Consider the following 24607-nt stretch of genomic DNA (forward strand, 5'->3'; position numbering starts at 1 on the left):
ATCAGGCTCCTTTTTTTGTTTAAATCCATCGACATCCAGCCGTTTATAACGGATGTCTACCATAGACCGAAATATCAAGATTATCCATTAAGAAATCTTTAAATTTAGGGACATCAAAATTTTGATTATGAAAAATACTTTAAGAAGGTTACCAAAGCTGTGGTGTTTCGTTATAGTTTTTTGGTTAGGGAATACCGGCTCAATACAAGCACAAAGTGATGGAAATTACAAAACACCTCCCAAGGCGATTGCAGATCTTGTAAATGCCCCTGTCACTCCCTCCGTTAGTTTTAGCCGAATGGGTGATTTTATGCTGATTCTCGAAAGATCAGGAAATCCATCCATTGAAGAGCTTTCCCAGCCAGAGTTAAGGATAGCGGGAGTAAGGATTAACCCAGCGACCAACAGTCCAAGCAGAGGCATTACCTATGAAAGCATTAAAATCAAGAAGCTAAAGGAAGCATCCGAAAAAGAAATATCCGGTTTACCCCAAAACCCGAAAATGAGTGGTTTTTCCCTTTCCAAAGATGAAAAACACATGGTATTCACCAATGCTTCCAATACAGGGATAAGCCTCTGGCTGGTGGATCTGACAACTTTTCAAGCGAAAAAACTCACGGATGAAATAGTCAATCTAGCCAATGGTGGCGCGGTAGTTTGGACTCCAGACAACCGCATTTTACTCAAAGCCATTCATCCCAAAAGGGGGCAAATGCCAAAAACACCTTTAGCGCCATCTGGACCCAATATGCAGGAGACTGCAGGAAATGCAGCGCCTTCCAGAACCTATCAAGATTTGTTGAGCAATCCACATGATGAGGCACTTTTTGAATACTTCATGAATTCGCAACTCATCTCGCTTGGGTTGGATGGTAGCCAAAATGCTGTCGGGCCCTCGGGAATGATCAAATCCATGGATCTTTCCCCTGACGGAAAGTACATCATGGTGGATGTGATCAAGAGACCTTTTTCATATCTCGTTCCTGCTTCCCGTTTCCCTTATGATGTTGAAATTTGGGATATGGGAGGAAAAAAGACCAAGACGCTTGCCCAAATTCCTTTGGATGAAAACAGGCCATCAGGGTTTGATGCCACAGTTACCGGGCCAAGATCCATCAACTGGAGGGCAGACAAGCCAGCCATGCTGTATTGGGTAGAGGCGCAAGATGGAGGAGATCCAAAAGTTGCGATGGAGGAAAGAGAGATCGTTTTTACACTTGACGCCCCTTTTACGAACGAAAAAAGCAAGCTTGTCAGCATCGCATATCGTTTTTCTGGAATCAATTGGTCCGACGACAATTTTGCACTGTTGAACGAACGTTGGTTTTCGACCAGACAGGAAAAAATCTCTATGATCAACCCTTCAAAACCTGGAGAAAATAAAAAAGAAATTTTCTCACATTCCTCCGACGATATTTATAACGATCCAGGAAATCCTGTTTTCACACTAAATCAATATGGTAAAAACGTTCTTTTGAGAAATGGAGATGAGGTTTTTATGACGAGTGAAGGTGGGTCTTCTGAAGGAAGCATGCCATTCTTGTCTTCTTATAATGTTAAAACGAAAGCACAGAAAATCCTTTGGAGAAGTCAGGCTCCTTATTATGAAAGGGTCGTAAAAGTCCTCAATGAGAATGCGACTGAGTTCATTACCATCAAGGAAAGTACAGATATTCAACCCAATTATTGGATTGTAAATACCCGGAAAAGAATTGCCCCAATGCAAATTACGGAATTTTCTCATCCTTATGCTTCCATAAAGGGAATCAGCAAGGAATTGGTGAGGTACAAAAGAAAGGATGGTTTGGATCTTTCTGCAGTTGTCTATACCCCGTCGGGTTATGATGCTGCCAAGGATGGTAGATTGCCAGTATTGATGTGGGCTTATCCAAGGGAATACAAATCAGCGGAAATCGCCTCCCAGGTAAGGGGGTCAAAGTATCAGTTCACGAGATTGAACTGGGGCTCCCCGATTTATTGGGTGACGCAAGGGTATGCCATCATGGATCAAACCGAAATGCCCATTGTGGGTGAAGGAGCAGACGAACCAAACGATACCTTTGTGGATCAGCTGGTCGGCAATGCAGAGGCCGCCATCGATTATATCGTCAATAGTGGTGTGGGAGACAGAGACAAAATTGCAGTTGGCGGGCATTCTTACGGGGCTTTTATGACTGCAAACCTACTTTCCCACAGCCAGCTTTTTGCAGCGGGAATAGCGAGGAGCGGTGCCTACAACAGGACGCTGACACCATTTGGTTTCCAGTATGAACAAAGAACCTATTGGGAGGCTCCGGATGTCTACAATACGATGTCTCCGTTCATGAATGCGCACAAGGTAAAAACCCCGATTCTATTGGTCCATGGAGAGGCTGACAATAATTCAGGGACTTTTCCAATCCAGAGCGAAAGGTATTACAATGCACTCAAAGGACATGGAGCAACCACCCGATTGGTTTTTCTTCCCCATGAAAGTCACGGCTATTCAGCCAAAGAATCCATACTTCATACACTTTATGAGCAGCATGAGTGGTTGGAAAAATGGGTTAAGAATAAATAAAAAATCACAAACAATGAATAAAAAAAGCCTCCTTAGGGAGGCTTTTTTTATTCATTTCAGGTTCTTGTGAAAACCAAAGTGGATTGATCCTTGAAGTTTCCAAATTTCCCCAGGGAATCAATATTCTGCACTATTCCATATCCTTGAATTGTGACATGTCGATCACCTCATCCTCCAAATAATGCGGATACATTTTCATATGTTGTTTCTTGACTTCTTTGATGAGAACTTCCCTGAACAGCTCCACGTTGGTGCCGTCATGGGCGGCCATAAATACAGGTTCAATTCCTGTTTTTTTAGCATATGCTTCTGAGAGTTTTTCCAAATCAAGGAAATTTGCCTCCTCAAATTCAAAATCACTCATGTTTTGCCTTTCCACTTCGGTAGGCATTTTTTTGACCAAGTCTACTTTATTGAAAACCAAAATCATGGGCTTTTCCCCAGCGCCGATTTCATCGAGTGTTTGGTTGACCACCGTAATGTGATCCTCAAAATTTGGGTGCGAAATATCCACCACATGGACCAATAGCTCAGCTTCCCGAATCTCATCCAAGGTAGATTTAAACGATTCGATCAAGTGCGTAGGGAGTTTCCGAATAAATCCAACCGTATCGGACAATAGAAAAGGAATGTTGTTCAGCACAACTTTTCGGACAGTGGAATCCACTGTAGCAAACAATTTGTTTTCTGCTAAGATATTGGATTTTGTAATCAGGTTCATGAGCGTGCTTTTTCCTACGTTGGTATATCCCACCAAAGTCACCCTGACAACCCCTTTTCTGCCTTTTCTTTGTGTGGCACCCTGCTTTTCTATTTCTTCTAGTTTTGCCTTTAAAAGGGTGATTTTACTTCGGATATCCCTTTTGTCTGTCTCAATTTCTTTTTCTCCGGCTCCACCCCTTGTGCCCGTGCCACCCCTTTGGCGTTCCAAGTGTGTCCACATATTGGTCAGTCTTGGAAGCAGATATTGGAACCGGGCAAGTTCAACCTGGGTTTTGGCTTGTGCGGATTGGGCCCTATTTAAAAAAATATCCAAGATCAGCAAGGAGCGGTCATAGACCTTTACTTTGAGCTCATTTTCAAGGTTACGCATTTGGGAAGGCGACAAATCGTCATCGAAGACCACCATGTTTACCTCAAAATGCGTCACATAATTTTTGATCTCTTCCAATTTACCCGAGCCTACAAAAGTTTTGACATCCGGCCTTTCCATCCTTTGGGTAAAGGTATAGACTGATTTTGCTCCCAGTGTCTCGGTTAAAAAAGCCAATTCTTCCAAGTATTCCTTGGCCTTTTGGTCGGATTGCCCTTGTCGAAGTAGCGCTACCAGTACCGCAGTCTCCGGTTGAGGAGCGGTATCATGTAATTTTTGTAATTTTTTTGAATATTTGGTCATGAATGGACTTGCTTTTTTTTAAAAGGCTATGGAATTGTAATAAGTTCCAAAAGGAATCTTCTACAAATTTACCAACCTGGGCCGAAATCATGCTATATTTGAGGTACTTATCCAAGGAATGATAAAAAATCTTTCCAAAAAGCATATTTCAAGTGAAATATGGTGGTAAATAGTATTTGGCTTTCCTGGGAAAAAAAACTTATTTATCATCTTCTATAACCCAAATTGAAAATAAATTCATGAAAATTGTAAATACACCCATAGAAGGTGTTGTTGAAATTTACCCAAGTGTATTTGAAGACAATAGAGGTTATTTTTTTGAGTCCTTTCGCAAGGACCAATTGGAGAAAAACGGAATACCGACAAATTGGGTCCAAGAAAATCAATCTTTTTCTAAGGCAGGTACGGTCCGAGGACTTCATTTTCAGCGGAAACCCTTTGCACAAGCCAAGTTGGTAAGGGTGATTCAGGGAAAGGTATTGGATATTGGCGTGGATTTGAGAAAGGACTCAAAAACATTCGGAAAAGTTTTTTCAAAGATATTGGATACAAAAGACCACAACATGTTGCTTTTACCCGAGGGCTTTGCGCATGGGTTTTCCGTTTTGGAAGACGCCGTCTTTTCCTACAAATGTTCTGAATATTACAACAAGGAATGCGAGGGGGGAATCCTATGGAATGATCCTGAATTGAATATTGACTGGATGGTTTCTTCACCGATTCTTTCCGAAAAAGACATGCAGTGGCCTACACTCGAAGCGTTCAGAAAGTTAAGTAAAGGAGGATTATAATGGCATTCTTTGACTTATTCAAAAAAAGCAAAAAAGAAAATCAGGAATCTCTGGATATGAGTTGGCTGGAAGTGGACATGCATTCCCATCTGATTCCCGGAATAGACGATGGATCCAAAACCTTGGAGGAATCCATTACCTTGATCAAAAGGTTGAAGGGGTACGGATATAGGAAGGTCATCACGACTCCCCATATCATGTCCGAGTTTTACAAAAACACTCCGGAAATCATCCAAATTGGTTTGTCAGAACTTAAACACACGCTATCTGAGGAGGGTGTGGACATAGAAATCCATGCCGCTGCAGAGTACTATATGGATGAGATTTTTCTTGAAAAGGTTCAGGGAGGGCAAAAACTGTTGACGATTTCCAACAATTATGTGTTGGTGGAAACTGGGTTTATCAGTAAACCCCAAATGTTGCTTGAAATTCTTTTTGAGATGGAAATGCAGGGCTATAAACCGGTTCTTGCACATCCAGAGCGCTATCAATATTTGGTACAGGACAAAAAACTGGTCAGTGATCTGATCGATAGGGATATTTATTTTCAGATGAACCTGCTTTCTTTGACAGGGTTTTATTCCAAACAGATCAAGACTTTTGCAGAACTGTTGATCGATGAAAAAAAGGTCAAATTACTTGGAACAGATTGTCACAACGAGCGTTATTTAGACATGCTCGAGACCTTGCCAAGAACCAAATATTTAGATAAGCTGAAGCAATTGGATTTGCTGAACCAGCAATTATGAAAATTCTGATCACAGGAATCACGGGTTTTTTTGGCGCGTACCTGGCCAAGAAGTTTTCAGCCATAGGTGAAATCCATGGATTGAAAAGACCGAACAGTGATCTTCGACTTTTGGGGGGGCTGGTTGACCGGATCCATTGGACAGAAGGGGATGTCACCGATGTTCTTTCTTTAGAGGAAGCCTTTGTAGGAATAGATCTGATTATCCACTCGGCTGGATTGGTCAGTTTCAATCCTTCCGATGATAAAAATTTGATGAAAGTCAATCTGGAAGGAACGACCAATGTGGTGAATGTCATGCTGGAAAAGGGTGTGAAAAAATTAATTCACATCAGTTCAGTTTCGGCTTTGGGAAAAACTCCCGATTTGGACATCTTGGACGAAGCACACAAATGGACGACTTCTCCCCTAAATACCTCCTATGCCATTTCCAAATATTTAGGGGAACTGGAGGTCTGGAGGGCTGCTCAAGAAGGGTTGGATGTTATCGTGGTCTTGCCTTCTGTATTGCTCGGGAAGATTTCCGACAGAAGTAAAAGTAATGGTCTATACGAACATGTATTGACGGGTGGCCATTATTATCCGGCAGGTTCCATCAATTTTTTGGATGTTAGGGATGCTGCCGAATTGATTTTTCAGCTTTATGAAAAAGCTGTTTGGGGCGAAAAGTTCATATTGAATCAGCAATCCCTATCCTACAAAAGTTTTTTTGATAAAATGGCAGGGGTATTTGGGAAAAATGCACCAGAAAAAAAAATCACACCTTCGATGCTCAAAATCCTATTGGCAGGGATTTGGCTTGGTAAAAAGCTAGGATTTACCAAGAGCGAATTAAACACCAAAACTTTAAATCTTGCCCAAATCGGAGTTTTTATGGACAACCAGAAGGTCCAAAATCTGCTTCAGTTCCAATATACTCCGCTGGAAGAAACATTTGCTTGGGCGGTAGCGAACGAAAAAATCTAGGACTTCGTTTTGATGAAAGGGTTGTTTTCAAATCTTTGGAAAACTGCCACATCAAGTTAAAATGCGAATCACCTTTAAGAATAAATTAATCAATTTAAGATTTTGACCCACCATTATATTTGGTATCTTAATCGAGAATTAAAAAGAAAATCGATGACCGGAGATTTTGAAAACGAATGGGAAAACGATAAGGAATTAGTTGAGCGATTTGAAAACTCACTTAAGTCCAATTTGGATCTCTATTTTGAAGAAGAAGAACTAGAGGATATCATCCGTTTCTACTTTGACCAGCAAAAGTTCATGAAGGCACTCAAAGCCAGCAATCATGCACTGGAAAAATTCCCCTACAGTATTGAGATCAAGTTGATGAAAGGCCAATGCCTGATCTTCAATGATGAGCTGGATGAAGGTTTGGAAATTCTGGAAAACATCAACAACCTTTCCCCCAACAATGAGGAAATCATATTGGCGCTGACCAATGCCATGCTTTTGGCGGGCAACGTGAAGGAGGCCATATCCATCCTTGAGGATTTTCTCCCCTTGGCAGTGGATAAGGCTGAAATATTTTACTCGCTTGGCAATTTCTACAGGGCAGAAGACAACACCGAAAAAGCGCTGTATTATTACAAGGAATGTGTCAAAATGAAGATCAATCATGAAGACGCCTTGTTCCAGCTGGCCATGATTACGGAGGAAGAAGGCTCATTTGATGAAATCCTTCAGTTTTATCAAGAATTCATAGACCAAGATCCTTACAGTGCCGGTGCTTGGTATAATCTGGGCGTGGTATACAATCGATTGGGCCGATTTGAAGAAGCCATTAAAGCCTATGATTATGCACTGATCATCGATGATTCATTTTCTTCTGCATATTTCAACCTGGGCAATGCGTACATGAACACCCAAGAGTTTGAGTTGGCACTTGAAGCCTACCAAAACACGATCAATTGCGAGGGAATAAATTCCGAGAATTGTTGTTACATGGCAGCGGCATACGAAAAACTCGACCAGATTGATCAGGCTTTCAAATATTTTAAGAAATCTGCCAAATTAGATCCCGAATATGAGGATGCTTGGTTTGGATTGGGAATGTGCATGCTCAAAAGAGATAAGTTTTTTGAATCCATCCATTATTTCAAAAAGGCCATCAAACTTTCCAACGAAAATGCCAATTTTTGGGTAGGATTGGCAGACGCCGAATATAATCTTGGAAACCTTCAGGCCAGTGCGGAAGCCTACGAGGAAGCCATCAACCTGGAGCCGGGTATTTTGGAGACCTATGTAAATCTTTCTATTATTTATTTTGATCAAAATAGGTTTGAGGAGGCAATTGATGTCATCAATGAAGGGCTTGAAGAGTTACCAGAGGAGGCTGAATTCTATTATCGATTGGTGGTTTTCCATATCAAAATCGGTAAATACAAAGAAGCCTTTACAAATCTGGAAAATGCATTAACTTTGGACTTTGAAAAACACACCCTGCTGTATGAATTGATGCCAGAAATCAAACATCAAAAGGCCATTTTCAAAATCATTACTCAATTTAAGGATAGCTCTAAGAAAGCTTGATTTTAAACCTTATTTACCCGAAAATTTTAAAATAATGAATTACGTACTCAATAACATTCCTGTACGTACAGAGAAACCGCGTGCCTCTGGCCTAACGATGGTCATGGACAAGGGCCTCAGTATCCGAGAAGTTGAAGATTTTATAAGTGCCAATAGTGATTTTGTGGATATTGTTAAATTAGGGTGGGCGACATCTTATTTGACAAAAAATCTTGCTCAAAAAATCAATCTTTATCAAGATGCAGGGATTCCCGTGTATTTGGGTGGAACCTTGTTTGAAGCATTTGTCATCCGCGACCAATTTGACGATTACAGAAAGGTCGTTCAAGAATTTAACCTGAGTTTTGTGGAGGTTTCGGATGGATCCATCACGCTTTCGCACGAAAAAAAATGCGATTACATCAAATTGCTCTCTAAAGAGGTGACGGTTCTTTCCGAAGTTGGATCAAAGGATGCAGCAAAGATTATCCCTCCCTACAAATGGATCGAACAGATGCAAAAAGAACTCGATGCGGGTTCTTGGAAAGTCATCGGAGAAGCCCGAGAAGGTGGAAATGTCGGTTTATTTAGGGATTCAGGAGAGGTCAGACAAGGTCTTGTTGAGGAAATCCTGACCAAAATCCCAGAAGAAAAAATCATTTGGGAGGCTCCCCAAAAAGAACAGCAAGTTTGGTTTGTCAAACTTTTGGGAGCAAATGTCAATCTTGGAAACATTGCCCCAAATGAACTGATCCCACTTGAAACAATCCGACTGGGATTAAGAGGGGATACTTTCGACCACTTTTTGGGAGATCTAAAACTCTAAACGTTAAGGGACTGCCTCATTTAAAAAGGCAGTCCCTTTTGTGTTAAAATCGATGAAAAATCTTAAAGATTACATCCTGACTTACCTTAAAGGGATGTCTATGGGAGCAGCAGATATTGTGCCTGGGGTTTCCGGGGGCTCTATTGCTTTGATTACCGGTATTTATGAAGATTTGCTAGAGAGCATCAATTCCATAAACAAAGAAGCCCTGAAACTTCTTTTCAAATTCCAATGGAAGTCTCTATGGGAACATATCAATGGAAGTTTCCTCTTTACGCTGTTGTTTGGGATTTTGACCAGCATCTTTACGCTTTCAAAATTGATTTCATATTTGTTGGAATACCATCCCATTCCCGTGTGGTCATTTTTCTGCGGGTTGATTCTCGTCTCCGCGGTGGTAATTTTGAGGGATATCAAACGCTGGACGATTGGAGTAGTTTTGGCCATTCTGATCGGTGCCGGGTTGGCATTCTGGATCACGGGTCTTCCGCCGATGAGTTCTCCTGATACGCTATGGTTTACTTTCGTTGCTGGTGCGATCGCAATTTGTGCCATGATATTGCCCGGGATTTCTGGTAGCTTTCTGCTCTTGATCATGGGGCAGTATGAGCGGATCCTTGCTGCGGTGGCCGAAAAAGACATTCTTGTATTGGGCCTTTTTGCAGCGGGATGTATTGTGGGAATCCTGTCCTTCAGTAGGTTGATCACTTGGTTGTTGAAAAACCACCACGCCATCACCATCGGTTTATTGTCAGGATTTATGCTGGGGTCGATCAATAAAATATGGCCGTGGAAAAAAGTGCTGTCTTATACGGTTTCCTCCAAAGGGATTCAAAAACCCTTTATGACGGAAAATATTCTTCCGCACCATTACTTATCTGTAACGGGTCAGGAATCTTTATTTTTAATTGCCATCTTGTCCTTTTTATTTGGAATCCTTTTGGTCATCGGAATTGAAAAGGGAGCAAATTATATGAAAATAAGATGAGGAAATTTGGACTTATTGGTTTTCCACTCACCCATTCTTTTTCCAAGAAGTATTTTACTTCCAAATTCGAGAAAGAGGGCCTTACAGATTGCCAATACGATTTGTTTGAAATTGAACACGAATCCCTTTTCCCAAGTATAATCGGGCAAAATCCGGAATTAGAGGGAATAAATGTGACCATTCCCTATAAAGAGAAAATAATCCCTTTCCTCGATGCCTTGGACCCGGCTTGTGCAGAAATTGGCGCGGTCAATTGTATTCGGATCAAAGAAGGAAAGCTTACGGGATTCAACACGGATTATATTGGGTTCAAACAATCCTTAGAACAATGGTTGGGCAATGAGAAGCCAAAAGCCCTCGTATTGGGCACTGGCGGTGCTTCTAAGGCTGTGGTGCAAGCCTTAAACGACTTGGGTATGGAATTCTTGATGGTTTCCAGAAATGACACCAAAAACCCCAACCTGATCAGTTACGAGGTTTTGGCTCAAGAAGAAGATATTTTGAAAAACCATCACTTGATCATCAATACGACTCCAGTGGGAACCTATCCCAACACGGAGGAAATGCCCAAAATCAATGTGGATTGGATAACGAGTCAACACAAAGTCTACGACTTGGTTTATAATCCCGAAAAAACCTTTTTGATGCGGTCCTTGGAGGCCCGTGGTGCAGTTGTGAAAAATGGATTGGAAATGCTTCATCTTCAAGCCGAAGCGGCTTGGAAAATTTGGAACTGATTTCACCATTTATTCAACTATCATGTATTGGAAAAAATTATCACACGAGCAGATCAAAGAAACCGTATTCAAATCCATTGAGGAAAATCTTGATTATCGAGGAGAGCATCCCATATTGGGCATTCCCGGCACCTATCTCGACACGACAGAATTCTATCCTGATGCACCGTTCCTAAAGGATGCGCCTTATATGTCGGCCATGGTCAGCAATCCCAACCATATTGGGGTCCATACCCTAAGCGAAGAATCCGTTTTAGAGGTTTTTCAGGGGACACAGAAAATCGAACGAGCGCTGATCAAATTGGTCGCTGAAGAGATTTTCAATGGAAACCCTGGAGAACAAGATGGATATGTGGCGACAGGAGGAACTGAGGCCAACATTGAGGCAATGTGGATCTACCGAAACTTCTTCATCAAGGAATATGAGGCAAGAATTGGTGAAATAGCAGTGGTCTATTCTGAGGATTCACACTACTCCATGCCCAAGGGTGCAAATATCCTGAACCTTTCAAGTATAATTCTGAAAGTTGATCCAGAGTCTAGGGAGATTTTATGGGCAGCATTGGGGGAGCAAATCACAAAAGCCCGAAATGAAGGCGTCAAGTTTTTCATCGTCATCGCCAATCTTTCTACCACAATGTTTGGGTCTGTAGATGATATCGATATGTTGGGAGATTATTTTTCCAACCAGAATGTGCCGTTTAAGATTCACGTAGACGCAGCATACGGCGGATTTATCTACCCATTTACCAACCCCACGAGTAGATTTACTTTCCAGAATCCTTACCTGAGCTCCATTACAGCTGACGGTCACAAAATGCTTCAGACCCCTTACGGAACCGGACTTTTTTTGGTAAGGAAAGGATTGATTGAATACGTGAAGACCGAAGAGGCTCAATATATCCCTGGAAAGGATTACACCATAAGCGGCAGTCGATCCGGTGCCAACGCGATTTCAATGTGGATGATATTGCAAATCCACGGCTCAGAAGGCTGGAAGTATAAAATGGAAAGTCTTTGTGACAAGACTGAAAGAATTTGCAAAAAACTAGAGGGAATGAGTGTGGTTTATTTCAGGAACCCACACCTCAACATCATTGCGATAGAGGCCCAATATATTTCCAAAAAACTGGCCCATAAGTATCAATTGGTTGCAGATTCGTATGAATTTGATCCAAAATGGTTCAAAATCGTGGTGATGCCACATGTAAAGCAAGGGACAGTTGATACCTTCTTGATGGAAGTCGAGGCGGAATTGAAAGGGTCCAAAATAGGATAAACAAGCTTTCATAACAAACCATTAGATTATAAAAAACCACCTTATGCCTCACAAATCGGGCTTGATGGTGGTTTTTTTATTCTGGGAAAGTGAAAATAGAGAAGGAGAAAAGACCCATGGTTTCATTTGGCAGATCGTGTTGAGAATTTTTTTGGGGTTGCGCTCTGACTCTCCGTTTTGTATTGGGGAAGTGTTTTGATGATGCAACCCGTGTTACGCATTACCAATCCCATTCCAGTCTGAAATTGCTAAAATTATCAATCAGTCAGTTGATTACTGTTCTTGTCTTCCTCCTATCGTTATTACTCTTTATTCTCCCAATAGGTGGACTTTTATGCAATTTCAAGTCCGATTAAGAATCCTAATGCATACGCTAGGCATGAATTGTAAGCCATGCGTCCAATTCATGCCTATATATTTAATTCCGAATGTGAATTTGTGAACTTCACACCCACCCAAAATTTTTCTCGCTGAAAATCACATTTTTAAGCTTGTGTTTTTGATATTGAATTTTTATTTCTTTTCATAAAATGGAAATCCAAATTATAATTTTTTAACTTATTCCTACCTAACTATTTTATCAGCTCGTCCCATGGCAAAATCAAAATCCGACAAAGACCGAAAAATATTTGTGTTGGATACCTCCGTGATCCTGTACGCTCATAACTCCATAATGACTTTTGCAGAACACGATGTGGTCATTCCGATTACGGTACTGGAAGAGCTCGATCACTTCAAAAAAGGGAATGATTCCAAAAATTTTGAGGCGAGGGAATTTATTCGCCTGTTGGATAAATTGTCCATGGACAATATGATTCACAATTGGACCCCCCTGAATGGGAAATCAAAGGGCTTTTTCAAGGTGTTGATGAATCCGGAAAACGCCATGAATGCCAATGAAATCTTTGGGGAAGAAAAGAATGACCATAAAATTCTGAATGCAGCCTTACACCTGAAGCAAGTAGAGCAGGGAAGAAAGGTCATCCTTGTCAGCAAGGATATCAATCTAAGACTTAAGGCCAAATCACTGGATCTTTTTGCTGAGGATTATGAAACAGGGAAAGTGAAGAATATAGACGAATTGGAAAATACCGGTATGTTCCACATGGACGGAATTGAGGGTTCTCTAATCGACAAGCTTTATGAATCCCATGCGGTGGAATCAAAATTGATTCTTGGCACCAAAAAAAGGAAAGCGAATGCTTTTTATATTTTAAGGAGTGAAAAGAATTCGGTCTTGGCCTTTTACAATTCTGAAGACAATTCCATGGAGCGGGTGGATAAAAAGCTGGCTTATAATATCAAACCCAAAAATGCGGAACAGACATTTGCGCTGCACGCCCTGCTCAATCCCAAGATAAAATTGGTTTCCATCCAGGGTGTTGCCGGAACCGGAAAAACGCTTCTTGCATTGGCGGCAGCACTTGAACAAAGACGGGAGTATAAGCAGATATTCTTGGCAAGGCCCATCGTCCCTTTGAGCAATAAGGATATTGGATATTTGCCAGGGGATATTAAATCGAAGTTGAACCCCTATATGGAACCCCTTTGGGACAATCTGAAATTCATCCAAAATCAGTTTCATGAAACCGACAAAGAGTTCCAGAAAATCTCAGAACTGGTCAATCAGGAGAAATTGGTTATCCAACCGCTGGCCTATATCCGGGGAAGGTCTTTGTCCAATATATTTTTCATTGTGGACGAAGCCCAGAACCTAACCCCACACGAAATCAAGACCATCATCAGTAGGGCAGGGGAAAACACAAAAATTGTCTTCACGGGTGACGTTTTCCAGATTGATACGCCCTATTTGGACAGCCAAAGTAATGGACTATCCTATCTCATCGACAGGGCAAAAGACCATCCCCTATATGCCCATATAAAACTGGAAAAGGGGGAAAGATCGGAATTGGCCAATTTGGCAAATGATCTTCTATAAAAATTCATTATGATCAACCGGTAGTGCAGCCCTGTCTGCATTACCGGGTTGTTGATTTTTCACCTCTATTGTCTTTCCGTTAATCAATTGTTTAGCCGGTTTTTATGTTGTATCAAACTGGATGCTTTTGTGTCCAAAATCGAAAATCTTTTTTAATATGAAATCATTAATACTCTGTAAATCAGCGCTTTAAAAATATGGATTGACGTTTGATTTATTGCTTATACAACCTGATTGCTGAAATCCAAATTGGAGACTTCACCTCGGGTCAACAAGCGATAAATAAACAACTAAATACCACAAAAATGAAAGCATCAATTTTAACCCAGAAAAATGCATGTGCCTTATTAGGTTTAATCATGGCATTTACGATCGTTTTCAAGGCAAATGCAACCGATGGAAGACCGCAGCAGCAGGTCATAAGTGATTTGATGCACCAGAAAGAAAATCTTGATTCGATCCAAGAAGTATCCCTTGCCCCAATTGAAGTGGATTTTTCAGAAATGGCTAAAATGCCAACCATAACGGTTATCAATAAATATGGTGAGGTAATCGCCGCGTTTTATGGAGAAAAATCCGAAATACAGGAAAAATTTATGGACGCGTTTAAAAAATGCCACCTTATTACAGCCTATGGCAAACAAGAGTTTTATCTCATAGGATAATTGGCCAAATCACAGAAAGTTGAGGAAAGTTGAGTGGTTCTCAACCTTCCTCAACTTTCTGTGATTGTATTCAATTTTGCTAAAAAGCTGTTGTAATATTGTCTTCCTACTTGTAAAACAGCACCCATTTGTAAATTGATTTCTTTGGTATTGAAATTCTCGATCTGGGCGAGTTGGACTATAAATGATTTTTGAACCCTAAGAAACAGGTTTGACGGGAGTTTTTCCTCCATGTCCTTCATTGATTTCCGAATGGTATAGTTTCGGTTTTTTGTAAAAATGGTTACCATGTTTCCGTTTGCTTCCACATAGTAGATTTCTGGGTACGGAACCCTTTCAAAAGCATTATCGGCTTTTATGAAAACAGCATCTGAAACCAAATAAGGACTTTCGTCCTTTGTTTTGGACATAGCGGATTCTGATGCAGGTTTTGATCGTCTGTTGTAGAGAACAATCTCCACGATAGCGTGAATGTCATTGGTATTAAAAGGCTTCACGATAAACCCGGCTGGATTTACTCTTTTTGCCCTTTCGATGATTGTGGGATCACTGTAGGAAGTTACATAAACCAAGGGTGCATCCACCATTTGTTTCAGAATTTCTCCCAATTCTATACCATCCTTATCGCCCTTAAGTTTGATATCCATAAAGATCATATCGGGCCGATATTTCTTTACTATTTTGATAGCTTGGTTTGCGGAATTGGCAATGTCGATATTCACATATCCTAAAAGTTGCAATATTTCTTCAATATTTTCTGCAATATTGACATCATCTTCAACGATAAGAATTCTTTCCTCTTTCATAAATGCTTTTGCTGGAAATAATGCGTTAATAAGTGAAACAAATAGGTTTTCTTGTATTCAAAATAAGTATTAGTTACTATTTACGCAAAAATATTATTAGAATCAATTATTCCGTTAAATTATCTTAATTGGCGATTTAATTATTTATTAAAGGCTCATCATGTCTTTGAACCGGGCGGCCTGCCTTCTGCTTACTTCTATCCTATCCCCACCTTTTAGCGTCACGACCAGCCCTCCGTTGAACCAAGGCTCTATTCCCTCTACCCAGCTTAGGTTAATGATGTGTTTTCTACTCGCTCTGAAGAATGATTTCTCATCCAGTCGCTCATCCAATGCATTTAAGGATTTGTGAATCATGGGTTTGAAATTTTCAAAGTACACCTTGATGTAATTCCCATCTGATTCAAAAAGTCGAATATTGACAAGTTTCACAAACCAACATCTGTCTCCGTCTTTGACAAAGACTTGGTCTTCTAAAGTAAGCTTTTTTGAATTTGAGGGAAATTCAGCTCCTTCGGTTTTGGCAGTAGACTCGGTTAATTTTTTTTGTAAGCGCTCAATGGCCTCGCCCAATCTTTTTGGTTCGATGGGTTTCAACAAATAATCAAGCGCATTGACCTGGAATGCCTTCAAGGCATATTCATCGTAGGCGGTTGTGAAGATGACATGTGGAACGTTATCAAGCTCTTCAAGAAGGTCAAAACCTGTTTTTTCTGGCATTTGAATATCCAAGAACACCACATCGGGTAGAAGTGAATCGATCTTTTCCTTGGCATCATCTACATTGTTGGCTTCACCGATCACCTCAACCTGATCAAATTGTGATAACAAAGTGATGAGTTCTTTTCTTGCCAATCTTTCATCGTCAATTACAAGTGCACGCATTATTTTTTTAATTTTAACCCAATGTAAGGGTTTGTTTTGGAATTTTTATTTCTGTTATGACAAAATCGCTGCCGGAATTGAATATTTTAAAGGAAGCGCGATTTCCATAAATCAATTTTAGTCTTTGTATCGTGTTGTCGATCCCGTGTCCCTCCCTTTCTTTCTTTTTGGTTTGGGAAGGTAATTGGAGCTGTCCACTGTTTTTTACCTGTATGTATAAATCATCCGTGAGACCCTCATAGCATTTAATCTCTATGGTACCGCCTTTGACCCTATTGGATATTCCATGTTTGATGGCATTTTCCACAATCGTTTGGAGCATCATCGGTGGGATTTTATATTCATAAGCTACCGGATCGATGTCATAAAACACCCGGATGCGCTCTTCAAACCGAATCGTTTCAAGATTCAGATAATCCTTGACGGTGTTGATTTCATTTTCAAATTCTATGGTTCTCTTTTTGTCCATCATCAATGAAAATCTCAGGATATTGGACAATTGGGTGATGGCCAATTTGGCTTTTTTGGGGTCTTCGTCCACCAATGCACGGACACTGTTCAGTGCATTAAAAATGAAATGTGGATTGAGTTGGCTTTTGAGATGGTTGAGCTGGATTTCATTGATTTTGGCCTGATATTTTAGGGATTGGTTATAATTGTCCAGAAAGTGAATCAAAAAATAAAGCATTGCCCAGAGCGAATAGAACAGGAAACTGACAAAGATATTGACTGAAATCACCACAAGCCTGAAATCTTGGTCAGGATTGAGTGTGTCAAAAACCAGGTTGATCAGAATTTGTGCGGAGGTATTTAATACACTCAATATTGCCAAGGCAAAAAGGGTATTGGTGATGAGCTGCGTAAAATTACGATTCAGCCAACCGTACTTTTTTATGACATACCGCAGGGAGTGGGTAGAGACCAAGTAAAAACCCGCTAAGGATAAAAAAGCACCGATCTGTACAGCAGAAAGACCTCTTTCTAGAGATACAAAAAACAGGTTGATCAAGCCAAAGCTCAACCAACCCAAAATCTGCAATATCCAATATAGTTTGTTTCTGTTCATTCCCTTACTTCAAAGATAAGCAGTAAAGTCAAGCTCAGTGACGTTAATTTTATAAAAGGGGACAAACAGCATTTTTATAGTCAAAAGCCAATTTAAGCCAATTCAGGTTTTAGGAATTTGGCGGTGTAACTTGTTGGATGCTTTGCCACTTGTTCCGGAGTGCCCCGAACAACGACTTCCCCCCCATTTTTCCCGCCTTCCGGACCAATGTCGATGATATAATCCGACACTTTGATGACATCCAAGTTGTGCTCGATGATCAACACGGTATTGCCTTTTTCAACGAGCCTGTTCAAAACTTCCAATAAATGTTCAATATCCTGAAAATGAAGGCCTGTAGTTGGTTCATCTAAAATATAGAAGGTCTTTCCGGTGTCTTTTTTGGAAAGTTCTGTTGCAAGTTTAACCCTTTGTGCCTCACCTCCGGAAAGTGTGGTGGCGTGTTGACCCAAAGTGATATACCCCAATCCGACATCATTGAGGGTTTGGATTTTCCGAAGGATCTTGGGTTGGAAGTCAAAGAATTCGACGGCTTGTTCTACAGTCATTTCCAGAACATCCGAAATGGATTTTCCCTTGAACCTCACTTCCAGTGTTTCCCTATTGTATCTTTTTCCCTTACAGGTTTCGCAGGGAATATGAACATCTGGAAGGAAATCCATTTCCACCAACTTCATTCCAGCGCCTTCACATCCCTCGCATCTTCCTCCTTTGACGTTAAAACTGAATCTTCCCGGTTTATATCCTCGGATTTTTGATTCGGGCAACTCTGTAAATAAAGTCCTGATGTCTGAAAATACGCCCGTATAAGTGGCGGGATTGGATCTGGGAGTTCTTCCGATGGGTGATTGGTCAACTTCTATGACTTTATCGATTTCGGACAAACCCTCAAATTTTTCATAAGGCAAGGGATCCTTCTTTGAGTTGTAAAAATGCTGGTTGAGCAAAGGGTACAGCGTGTCATGGATCAAGGTGCTTTTTCCGCTTCCGGAAACTCCCGTCACGCAAATCATGGACCCAAGAGGTAGGTTTACATCCACTTTTTTAAGATTGTTGCCACTTGCTCCTTTGAGCGAAAGGTAACTTCCATTTCCCTTTCTCCTTGTTTTTGGAACTTGGATGTTCAGATCCCCAGAAAGGTATTTTGCCGTGAGGCTTTTTTGTTTTAGAAAATCATCAGGCTTTCCGGCAGCAACGATATGCCCACCATGCCTGCCTGCACCTGGCCCTATATCCACCACATAATCCGAATCTAACATCATGTCTTTGTCATGCTCCACCACAAGAACTGAATTCCCTAAGTCCCTTAGGTTTTTAAGAGCTTTGATCAGCTTCACGTTGTCCCTTTGGTGGAGGCCTATACTGGGTTCATCCAATATGTAAAGTACGCCGACGAGTTGGGTTCCGATTTGTGTGGCCAGCCGAATCCTCTGCGCCTCTCCACCGGAAAGTGTTTTTAGGGGACGGTTGAGCGAGAGATAATCCAACCCGATATCCAAGAGAAAACCGATTCTCTTTCGGATTTCTTTCAATACCTCTTTTCCGATCAAGCGCTGCCTTTCGGTCATTCTGCTTTCTACATCCTCAAACCAATTGGAAAGGGAGGTGATATCCATCATGGCCAATTCTCCGATATGTTTTTCTCCTATTTTGAAGTGGAGGGATTCCTTTTTCAACCGGTAACCTTGGCAGTCTGGGCATACATTCACAACGGTAAACTCGCTTACCCATTTCTGGATTTTGTCGGAGCTCCCTTCTTGGTGCTTCTGGAGGAAATTGACAATGCCTTCAAAAGTAGTGTTCCACATTGTGCCCGGGTATTTGACAGAATCTACGGCGATCTCAATTTGATCTCCATAAAGGAGAATGTCAATCACTTCAATGGGCAGATTTTCGATAGGTGTCGTGATGGCACATTTGTAATGCTTGAGAATGGCATCGATTTTTTTGAAAATCCAGATGTCACGAAACTCACCCAATGGTGCAATCCCACCTCTACTGATGCTCAGCTTTGGGTTGGGGATAATGCTTTCTTTTGTGATTTCTTCGATTTGACCCAGACCGTTGCAGGTAGGGCAAGCTCCATAGGGACTGTTAAAGGAAAAATTGTTGGGTGCCGGTTCATCATAGGATAGCCCGGTGGTCGGGTCCATCAGGTATTTAGAAAAATGGTAAAGGTTCCCTTCTTCATCCCGCAGCATGATGATCCCTTTTCCATGTTGCAAAGCTGTTTTGAGAGACTGGCTGATCCTGAAGCGATCTTCTTCATCGGCTACAATCCTGTCGATTACGATTTCTATATCATGGATCTTGTATCGGTCCAGCTGCATTTTCGGCACCACTTCCATGACCACACCATCCACTCGAACTCTCAGGAAACCCATTTTTCTGATTTGTTCGAAAAGTTCTCGGTAGTGTCCTTTTCGGCCCTTTACCACTGGAGCGAGGATATAAAGTTTTTTGCCCCTAAAATTTTCAAAAAGTTGCTCCAAAATCTGGTCCTCCGTTTGCCGAATCATTTTATGACCAGACAGGTAAGAAAAAGCCTCTCCCGCTCGGGCATACAGCAATCTCATGAAGTCATAGATCTCCGTCACAGTGCCGACTGTTGACCGTGGGTTTTTGGAGGTGGTTTTTTGTTCGATGGAGATTACGGGAGAAAGCCCGTTGATTTTATCGACGTCGGGGCGTTCCATTCCTCCCAAAAAAGAACGAGCGTAAGCAGAAAAACTTTCCATATACCGGCGCTGACCTTCGGCATAAATGGTGTCAAATGCCAATGAGCTTTTCCCACTTCCACTCAGGCCTGTGATGACGACCAATTTGTTCCTCGGAATATTGATGTCTACGTTTTTCAGATTGTGCTCACGCGCTCCGTAAATCTCTATCCACTCTTCTTTCTCGGCTATTGAATCTGTCATGAAGGACTAAATCATTATTTCTTAACATGCAAAAATAAGAATTTTAACTTGGGTTTCCCATGTTAATTCTTTGTTGCTAAACTGAAGGGTTTGATTTAAGTTTTGGATTGGGCTGTATTCTTTCCCTCCTTAGGCATTGAAAAACCTCATTTTGCCTTTTTAGGAGTCCCATTTCTATTTTCAAGTTCTTTTTTCTTCATTTCCTCAAGATCTTCTCCCGTCAATGTAGATTTCAATCCGCTGAAAATCAGTTTCCACCAATAGTTATAAATGGATTTATGGGGCTCTCGGAGATAATAAACCGTTCCTTTTTTCAAATCTCCCCTCTTGTTTGGGTTGTTGGATTTGATGACCACTTTATTGGCAAGAAAAGAGCCTATTTTTCTGAACACATTTTGATCTTTGCCAAAATCCTTGTTCAATAATTCGAGTTCAAGGTCTTCATACCTGACGATCGCCTCACCACTGCCCTCGTAATCATTTGCGATAATGTTAAAATCCAACCGGTTGATCACCCCGGATTTCAAGCTGATTTTGGCCTCAGGCTCTATCATGTTGTTCAAGGTCCGCAATGGCATTTTTCCGAGAGTCCCCTTTAATTTGAAGGTGCCATTTTCACTTGCCAAATCGTAATCCATGCTTAAATCCACAGGGCCAATGTCCATCAGCTTGGCCTTTACATTCATGACCAATTGAGAATTTCCGGCCATCATTTCTTTGTGATTGGAAATGTTCTTGATGTGCGCATTTAACTCCGTAAAAAATAGTGCTCCGGATTGGGGCGCATTGTTGTCCGCCCTCTCTTCTATTCTCAAATACCCATTCCTCAACAGTGTGTTTTTTATATGCAGTACTTGTTCAAGTTTGTTTAAACTCTCATGAAACATTGGGGGGCGTTTTGACAAGTCTTCGGATTTCCGCTTGTCCGTAAATACAGATAGTTTCAGATTTGAGGCGATCAACGAATCGATTTCAACCGTCCCATTTCTGAAATAAGAATTGAAATCCATTCCCCTGACCTTTAATTTGGTGTCTCCAATCTCGATCCAACTCATTCTTTTGTCCTGCAATCCAGTATAGGTATATCTATCTAGCTTGTGTATAAGGGAGAAATTCCCGATTCCCAACGTGTTGTCTTCTGTATTGAAAGCCAGACTATCTACAATTACCATTTGACGGTATTCGTCAAAATGTAAATTTGCCTTTGAAATTGTTCCCTGGATCATGTCTACGTCAAAAAGTGCTTCTTTATTTTGTATGTCTTCTTCTGTAAGCCTAAATCCTGAAGCAGCCACTGAAAGATCGAAAAGTTCAAGTCGCAGGGAATCAGAATAACTGTCCCTGTTTTCCACTGAGAGATGATTCAATCCAAAATGCTTGACACTGATGATTTTGTAGTCCCTGTGTGCTTTCCGATTGGGTTTGGATTCTGAAAAATGCATGGAATCCAATGCTGGAGAAAGGGTTTTGATGGTGATGTTGTCAATCGTGGCAGAATCAACAACGATAGAATTTTCCATCAGGAAATCCTTCCATCTAAACCCCGAGACCCTCACTTGTTTTGCGGAAAGTGTGACCTTGAGTTGGTTTTCGCTGATATTGTCTGCGGGGGTGATTTGGATGTCTTCCAGCTGTAAATAAGTACCTGAGTAATTGTAGTCCAATTTGATCTCACCGAAGGTAATTTCGTGATCCCCAAAACCACTGGTTCGTGTGATCATGTTGCTGACAATCCTGTCCGCATTCTCATTGAGGTAGAGGTTGACCAAAACCGGTAGACCTTTAAAAACAAGTAGGATCAAAAGGAGTAATGCAATTACCCAAATTAAGAGTTTCTTCATGAAGTCACCGGTGAAAATAGGTTTAAATGAAGGATAATTTAACCAAATTCCCAAATATGGGAGTACCTAAAATCAAAAGACAGAAGATGTCAATTCACGGGGATTTTTAAGATGTATTCTTTTCCATTTGCCACAGTCAATTTTGATGACCTTAACCATGGATTGTGGATTTTCAATTCTTTGTAATTTGTATTGTGACGAAGTGCCCAATCCGCCAAATTTGGAATGGATTGGGTCACTTTAAGTTCACGGAAATTCGGGAGTCTATAGAGATCATTTTCAACGAGCTGAAAACCATATTTTCTAGGGTGTTCAAAAATTTCTTTAAAGGCAAGGATTCTAAAGAGGTATCGGCTGGTTTCTTCATTCAGTAAAAGGTCATAATAACTGGTCATTTTTTGCGCCGCCTTTCTTTTTCCCAAGCCGGACATTCCCATATTGTAACTAGCCGCTACGGATGTCCAATTCCCAAATCTCCCATAGGAAGCCTTGAGGTAGCGTGTTGCCGCCAAGGTGGATTTTTCCAAATGATACCGCTCATCCACATCATCATTGACCTCCAATTTGTTTTCCTTTGCAGTCTCTGGCATAAATTGCCAAAATCCTCTTGCACCAGCAGGTGAGGCAACGTTCAAAAGTCCAGATTCAACCATGGCCAAATATTTGAAGTCTTCCGGAATGCCATTTTGGAGTAGGATTTCTTCTATGATTGGAAGGAATTTATTGGCCCTTTTCATCAAAAGGATCATGTTTGATTGCCAGTAGGCATTGACATATATTTCCCTTTCAAATCTCTCTCTTACGTCCGGAAGATCCATTGGAACCTTTTCACCAGAAAACGAGATTTTTTCGGGGATTGCAAAAATCCTTGCATGTGCTTCTGGTATAAGGATTTTCATTTCCTCTCCCGAAGATTGGTGGATGATCACCTCATTGTAATCCACACTTGACTTTTCTTTGGAATTGTGCAGGTGAAAAGCAACTCCAAACAAAATGGCAACCAAAGTATATATAATGTAAAGATGGTAGTTTTTCAAGTTTAGAAATTTGGGGAAAGGAGGTACTTGCTGTAGAAATCATCGATTACCTTTACGGCTTCTGATGGTTCATCTACGAGAGAAAAGAGGAAAAGATCTTCGGCGTTTACATTTTTGTGCTGATCCAGCATGGTGTTTTTTATCCAATCGATCAATCCCTGCCAATATTCCCTGCCAACCAACACGATCGGGAATTTTCCGATTTTATTGGTTTGGATCAAGGTCAAAGCTTCAAAAAGCTCATCCAAAGTCCCAAAACCCCCTGGCAGTACCACGAAGCCCTGTGCATATTTCGTGAACATGACCTTTCTGACAAAGAAATAATCGAATGTAATCAGTTTGTCCTGATCGATATAGATGTTATTGAACTGTTCAAAAGGGAGTACAATATTGAGGCCCACGGATTTACCGTTTTGGGAATGTGCACCTTTGTTTCCAGCTTCCATGATTCCGGGACCACCACCGGTGATTACGCCATATCCATGTCTTACCAGTTTGGCTGCGATTTCCTCAGCCATGAGATAAAATTTATTCTCTCTGGGCGTCCTTGCCGATCCAAAGATTGAAACACAGGGTCCGATTTTCGACAATTTTTCAAAACCCTCCACAAACTCAGACATAACCTTAAATATTACCCAGGAATCGGCACTTTTTATTTCACTCCAATCCCGTTCCTTGAACGCCTGTAATATTTTCTCTTCTTGTCTTTTTTCAAAATCCTCTAATTGCTCATTCATAATATCACGTTTTTTGTAAAAAGTACAGTATATGATTGCTTAAATAGTGATGTATTCAGGCAATCAAAGTTAGGTTTTTCCATTTCAATTGGGCAAGAACGGTTTTAAATAATATATAAAAAGATAAAAAAAATGCATTGTGACCAGGATGTTGTTTTGTATGCGAAAGTGTCTACCTTCGCTGACTTTTAAATAGGACAAATGAATTTACAGGATAAGGCTCTGGGGGTCAGGCAAGTGTTTGACGAATTGGGGATGGAGATAAAGTCTTATTTGGATGAAAGCCAGTTGACCTGTTTCTCAGGCTGTGGCCTCTGTTGTTCCAACCCAAAGGTGAATGCCTCTGTCATTGAATTTTTACCCTTGGCGTTCAAATTGTTTGAAGAAGGAAAGGCGGAAAGTGTTTTGGAAAAGCTGGAAACACTGGATGATGATGCTTGTGTCCTCTATAAAAAAACCAGTGAAGATGGTCATGCCGGATTTTGTTCTGATTATCAAAACAGGGGTTTGATCTGCCGACTATTTGGAACATCTTCCCGAAAAAACAAATACAACGAAAATGAATTGCTGGTATGCAACAAGATAAAAGTTGGCAAGCCGGAGTTGTTCAATGAGGTGTCTTTAGCGATTAAAAAGGATATGCAAGTTCCTTCCAGCGCAAACAATTACTCAAAACTATCGAACCTTGATTTTGATTTGACATCGGCTCAGTTTACGGTCAATATTGCCATTAAAAATGCCCTGGAAGCGGTTTTGAGATTTGAGTTTTATGAGCGGAATCAAGAGCCTGAAATCCCCGAAAATTTTTGAACCCGGGTTTTTGCCGTATATTGTGATTATTTTCAACTAATTTTTGGCACAATAAAAGCGA

General features: G+C 40.9%; 20 protein-coding genes. 12 read left to right on the forward strand and 8 right to left on the reverse strand.

Features of this window, described 5'->3' with window-relative positions:
• Positions 1-127 precede the first annotated feature (127 nt).
• Positions 128-2560, forward strand: a complete 2433-nt coding sequence (locus F824_RS0100920) for an alpha/beta hydrolase family protein (protein ID WP_019595958.1) — start codon at positions 128-130, stop codon at positions 2558-2560.
• A gap of 130 nt (positions 2561-2690) precedes the next feature.
• On the opposite strand, the gene hflX is transcribed toward F824_RS0100920, so the two are convergent.
• Positions 2691-3956, reverse strand: coding sequence for a GTPase HflX (hflX, locus tag F824_RS0100930; RefSeq protein WP_019595960.1), 1266 nt, complete (start codon positions 3954-3956; stop codon positions 2691-2693).
• Between the two features lie 239 nt (positions 3957-4195).
• Here hflX and rfbC point away from each other — a divergent pair, with 239 nt between their 5' ends.
• From rfbC to F824_RS0100990, 10 genes are all read left to right on the forward strand, one after another.
• On the forward strand, positions 4196-4747 hold the full coding sequence (rfbC, locus tag F824_RS0100940; protein ID WP_026333414.1) for a dTDP-4-dehydrorhamnose 3,5-epimerase: 552 nt from the start codon (positions 4196-4198) through the stop codon (positions 4745-4747).
• Complete coding sequence (locus tag F824_RS0100945) at positions 4747-5496, forward strand: tyrosine-protein phosphatase (protein ID WP_019595963.1); 750 nt, start codon at positions 4747-4749, stop codon at positions 5494-5496. Before rfbC ends, F824_RS0100945 begins: the two co-directional genes overlap by 1 nt.
• Entirely contained in the window at positions 5493-6461 is a 969-nt protein-coding gene (locus tag F824_RS0100950) for an NAD-dependent epimerase/dehydratase family protein (protein WP_019595964.1), read from the forward strand. The genes F824_RS0100945 and F824_RS0100950 overlap by 4 nt, the downstream gene beginning before the upstream one ends.
• A gap of 153 nt (positions 6462-6614) precedes the next feature.
• Positions 6615-8030 (forward strand): tetratricopeptide repeat protein, encoded by a 1416-nt coding sequence (locus F824_RS0100955; RefSeq protein WP_019595965.1) that lies wholly within the window; start codon positions 6615-6617, stop codon positions 8028-8030.
• 34 nt (positions 8031-8064) lie between these two features.
• Positions 8065-8835 carry a phosphosulfolactate synthase gene (locus tag F824_RS0100960; RefSeq protein WP_019595966.1) on the forward strand — a complete coding sequence of 257 codons (771 nt, stop codon included), beginning with the start codon at positions 8065-8067 and terminating at the stop codon, positions 8833-8835.
• A 52-nt stretch (positions 8836-8887) separates the two neighbouring features.
• Positions 8888-9823: a DUF368 domain-containing protein gene (locus F824_RS0100965; protein ID WP_019595967.1), complete on the forward strand. Its 936-nt coding sequence runs from the start codon at positions 8888-8890 to the stop codon at positions 9821-9823.
• Positions 9820-10560 carry a shikimate dehydrogenase family protein gene (locus F824_RS0100970; RefSeq protein ID WP_019595968.1) on the forward strand — a complete coding sequence of 247 codons (741 nt, stop codon included), beginning with the start codon at positions 9820-9822 and terminating at the stop codon, positions 10558-10560. Before F824_RS0100965 ends, F824_RS0100970 begins: the two co-directional genes overlap by 4 nt.
• Positions 10561-10582: 22 nt before the next feature.
• The gene (locus F824_RS0100975; RefSeq protein WP_019595969.1) at positions 10583-11839 is read left to right on the forward strand and encodes a pyridoxal-dependent decarboxylase; all 1257 of its coding nucleotides are present in this window, start codon (positions 10583-10585) and stop codon (positions 11837-11839) included.
• Positions 11840-12431: 592 nt separating this feature from the next.
• A complete protein-coding gene (locus F824_RS0100985) occupies positions 12432-13778 on the forward strand; it encodes a PhoH family protein (protein ID WP_019595971.1) in 1347 nt (448 codons plus the stop codon).
• Positions 13779-13987: 209 nt separating this feature from the next.
• A complete protein-coding gene (locus tag F824_RS0100990; protein ID WP_019595972.1) occupies positions 13988-14443 on the forward strand; it encodes a hypothetical protein in 456 nt (151 codons plus the stop codon).
• Between the two features lie 50 nt (positions 14444-14493).
• Here the strand turns inward: F824_RS0100990 and F824_RS0100995 are convergent, their stop codons facing one another.
• The 7 genes from F824_RS0100995 to F824_RS0101025 form a co-directional block, all read right to left on the reverse strand.
• Positions 14494-15249, reverse strand: a complete 756-nt coding sequence (locus F824_RS0100995) for a LytR/AlgR family response regulator transcription factor (RefSeq protein ID WP_019595973.1) — start codon at positions 15247-15249, stop codon at positions 14494-14496.
• Positions 15250-15396: 147 nt separating this feature from the next.
• Positions 15397-16134, reverse strand: coding sequence for a LytR/AlgR family response regulator transcription factor (locus F824_RS0101000; protein WP_019595974.1), 738 nt, complete (start codon positions 16132-16134; stop codon positions 15397-15399).
• 13 nt (positions 16135-16147) lie between these two features.
• On the reverse strand, positions 16148-17200 hold the full coding sequence (locus F824_RS0101005; protein WP_019595975.1) for a sensor histidine kinase: 1053 nt from the start codon (positions 17198-17200) through the stop codon (positions 16148-16150).
• Positions 17201-17292: 92 nt separating this feature from the next.
• Positions 17293-20121: an excinuclease ABC subunit UvrA gene (gene uvrA, locus F824_RS0101010; RefSeq protein ID WP_019595976.1), complete on the reverse strand. Its 2829-nt coding sequence runs from the start codon at positions 20119-20121 to the stop codon at positions 17293-17295.
• 146 nt (positions 20122-20267) lie between these two features.
• On the reverse strand, positions 20268-21962 hold the full coding sequence (locus F824_RS0101015) for a hypothetical protein (protein ID WP_019595977.1): 1695 nt from the start codon (positions 21960-21962) through the stop codon (positions 20268-20270).
• An 89-nt stretch (positions 21963-22051) separates the two neighbouring features.
• Complete coding sequence (locus tag F824_RS0101020) at positions 22052-22999, reverse strand: lytic transglycosylase domain-containing protein (RefSeq protein ID WP_019595978.1); 948 nt, start codon at positions 22997-22999, stop codon at positions 22052-22054.
• A 2-nt stretch (positions 23000-23001) separates the two neighbouring features.
• The gene (locus F824_RS0101025) at positions 23002-23736 is read right to left on the reverse strand and encodes an LOG family protein (protein ID WP_019595979.1); all 735 of its coding nucleotides are present in this window, start codon (positions 23734-23736) and stop codon (positions 23002-23004) included.
• Between the two features lie 201 nt (positions 23737-23937).
• Between F824_RS0101025 and F824_RS0101030 the strand changes: the two genes are divergently transcribed.
• Complete coding sequence (locus F824_RS0101030) at positions 23938-24546, forward strand: YkgJ family cysteine cluster protein (RefSeq protein ID WP_019595980.1); 609 nt, start codon at positions 23938-23940, stop codon at positions 24544-24546.
• Positions 24547-24607 lie beyond the last annotated feature (61 nt).

The sequence above is a fragment of the Rhodonellum psychrophilum GCM71 = DSM 17998 genome, assembly GCF_000381545.1.
Lineage (GTDB): Bacteria > Bacteroidota > Bacteroidia > Cytophagales > Cyclobacteriaceae > Rhodonellum > Rhodonellum psychrophilum.

Excerpts from the sequence above, each read along its gene's own strand:
- F824_RS0100945 (WP_019595963.1), top strand. The coding sequence starts at position 4,747 with ATGGCATTCTTTGACTTATTCAAAAAAAGCAAAAAAGAAAATCAGGAA.
- F824_RS0101000 (WP_019595974.1), bottom strand. The coding sequence starts at position 16,134 with ATGCGTGCACTTGTAATTGACGATGAAAGATTGGCAAGAAAAGAACTC.
- F824_RS0100970 (WP_019595968.1), top strand. The coding sequence starts at position 9,820 with ATGAGGAAATTTGGACTTATTGGTTTTCCACTCACCCATTCTTTTTCC.
- F824_RS0100950 (WP_019595964.1), top strand. The coding sequence starts at position 5,493 with ATGAAAATTCTGATCACAGGAATCACGGGTTTTTTTGGCGCGTACCTG.
- uvrA (WP_019595976.1), bottom strand. The coding sequence starts at position 20,121 with ATGACAGATTCAATAGCCGAGAAAGAAGAGTGGATAGAGATTTACGGA.
- F824_RS0101030 (WP_019595980.1), top strand. The coding sequence starts at position 23,938 with ATGAATTTACAGGATAAGGCTCTGGGGGTCAGGCAAGTGTTTGACGAA.
- F824_RS0100920 (WP_019595958.1), top strand. The coding sequence starts at position 128 with ATGAAAAATACTTTAAGAAGGTTACCAAAGCTGTGGTGTTTCGTTATA.
- F824_RS0101005 (WP_019595975.1), bottom strand. The coding sequence starts at position 17,200 with ATGAACAGAAACAAACTATATTGGATATTGCAGATTTTGGGTTGGTTG.
- F824_RS0101015 (WP_019595977.1), bottom strand. The coding sequence starts at position 21,962 with ATGAAGAAACTCTTAATTTGGGTAATTGCATTACTCCTTTTGATCCTA.
- F824_RS0100985 (WP_019595971.1), top strand. The coding sequence starts at position 12,432 with ATGGCAAAATCAAAATCCGACAAAGACCGAAAAATATTTGTGTTGGAT.
- F824_RS0100960 (WP_019595966.1), top strand. The coding sequence starts at position 8,065 with ATGAATTACGTACTCAATAACATTCCTGTACGTACAGAGAAACCGCGT.
- F824_RS0101025 (WP_019595979.1), bottom strand. The coding sequence starts at position 23,736 with ATGAATGAGCAATTAGAGGATTTTGAAAAAAGACAAGAAGAGAAAATA.
- F824_RS0100975 (WP_019595969.1), top strand. The coding sequence starts at position 10,583 with ATGTATTGGAAAAAATTATCACACGAGCAGATCAAAGAAACCGTATTC.
- hflX (WP_019595960.1), bottom strand. The coding sequence starts at position 3,956 with ATGACCAAATATTCAAAAAAATTACAAAAATTACATGATACCGCTCCT.
- F824_RS0100955 (WP_019595965.1), top strand. The coding sequence starts at position 6,615 with ATGACCGGAGATTTTGAAAACGAATGGGAAAACGATAAGGAATTAGTT.
- F824_RS0100965 (WP_019595967.1), top strand. The coding sequence starts at position 8,888 with ATGAAAAATCTTAAAGATTACATCCTGACTTACCTTAAAGGGATGTCT.
- rfbC (WP_026333414.1), top strand. The coding sequence starts at position 4,196 with ATGAAAATTGTAAATACACCCATAGAAGGTGTTGTTGAAATTTACCCA.
- F824_RS0100995 (WP_019595973.1), bottom strand. The coding sequence starts at position 15,249 with ATGAAAGAGGAAAGAATTCTTATCGTTGAAGATGATGTCAATATTGCA.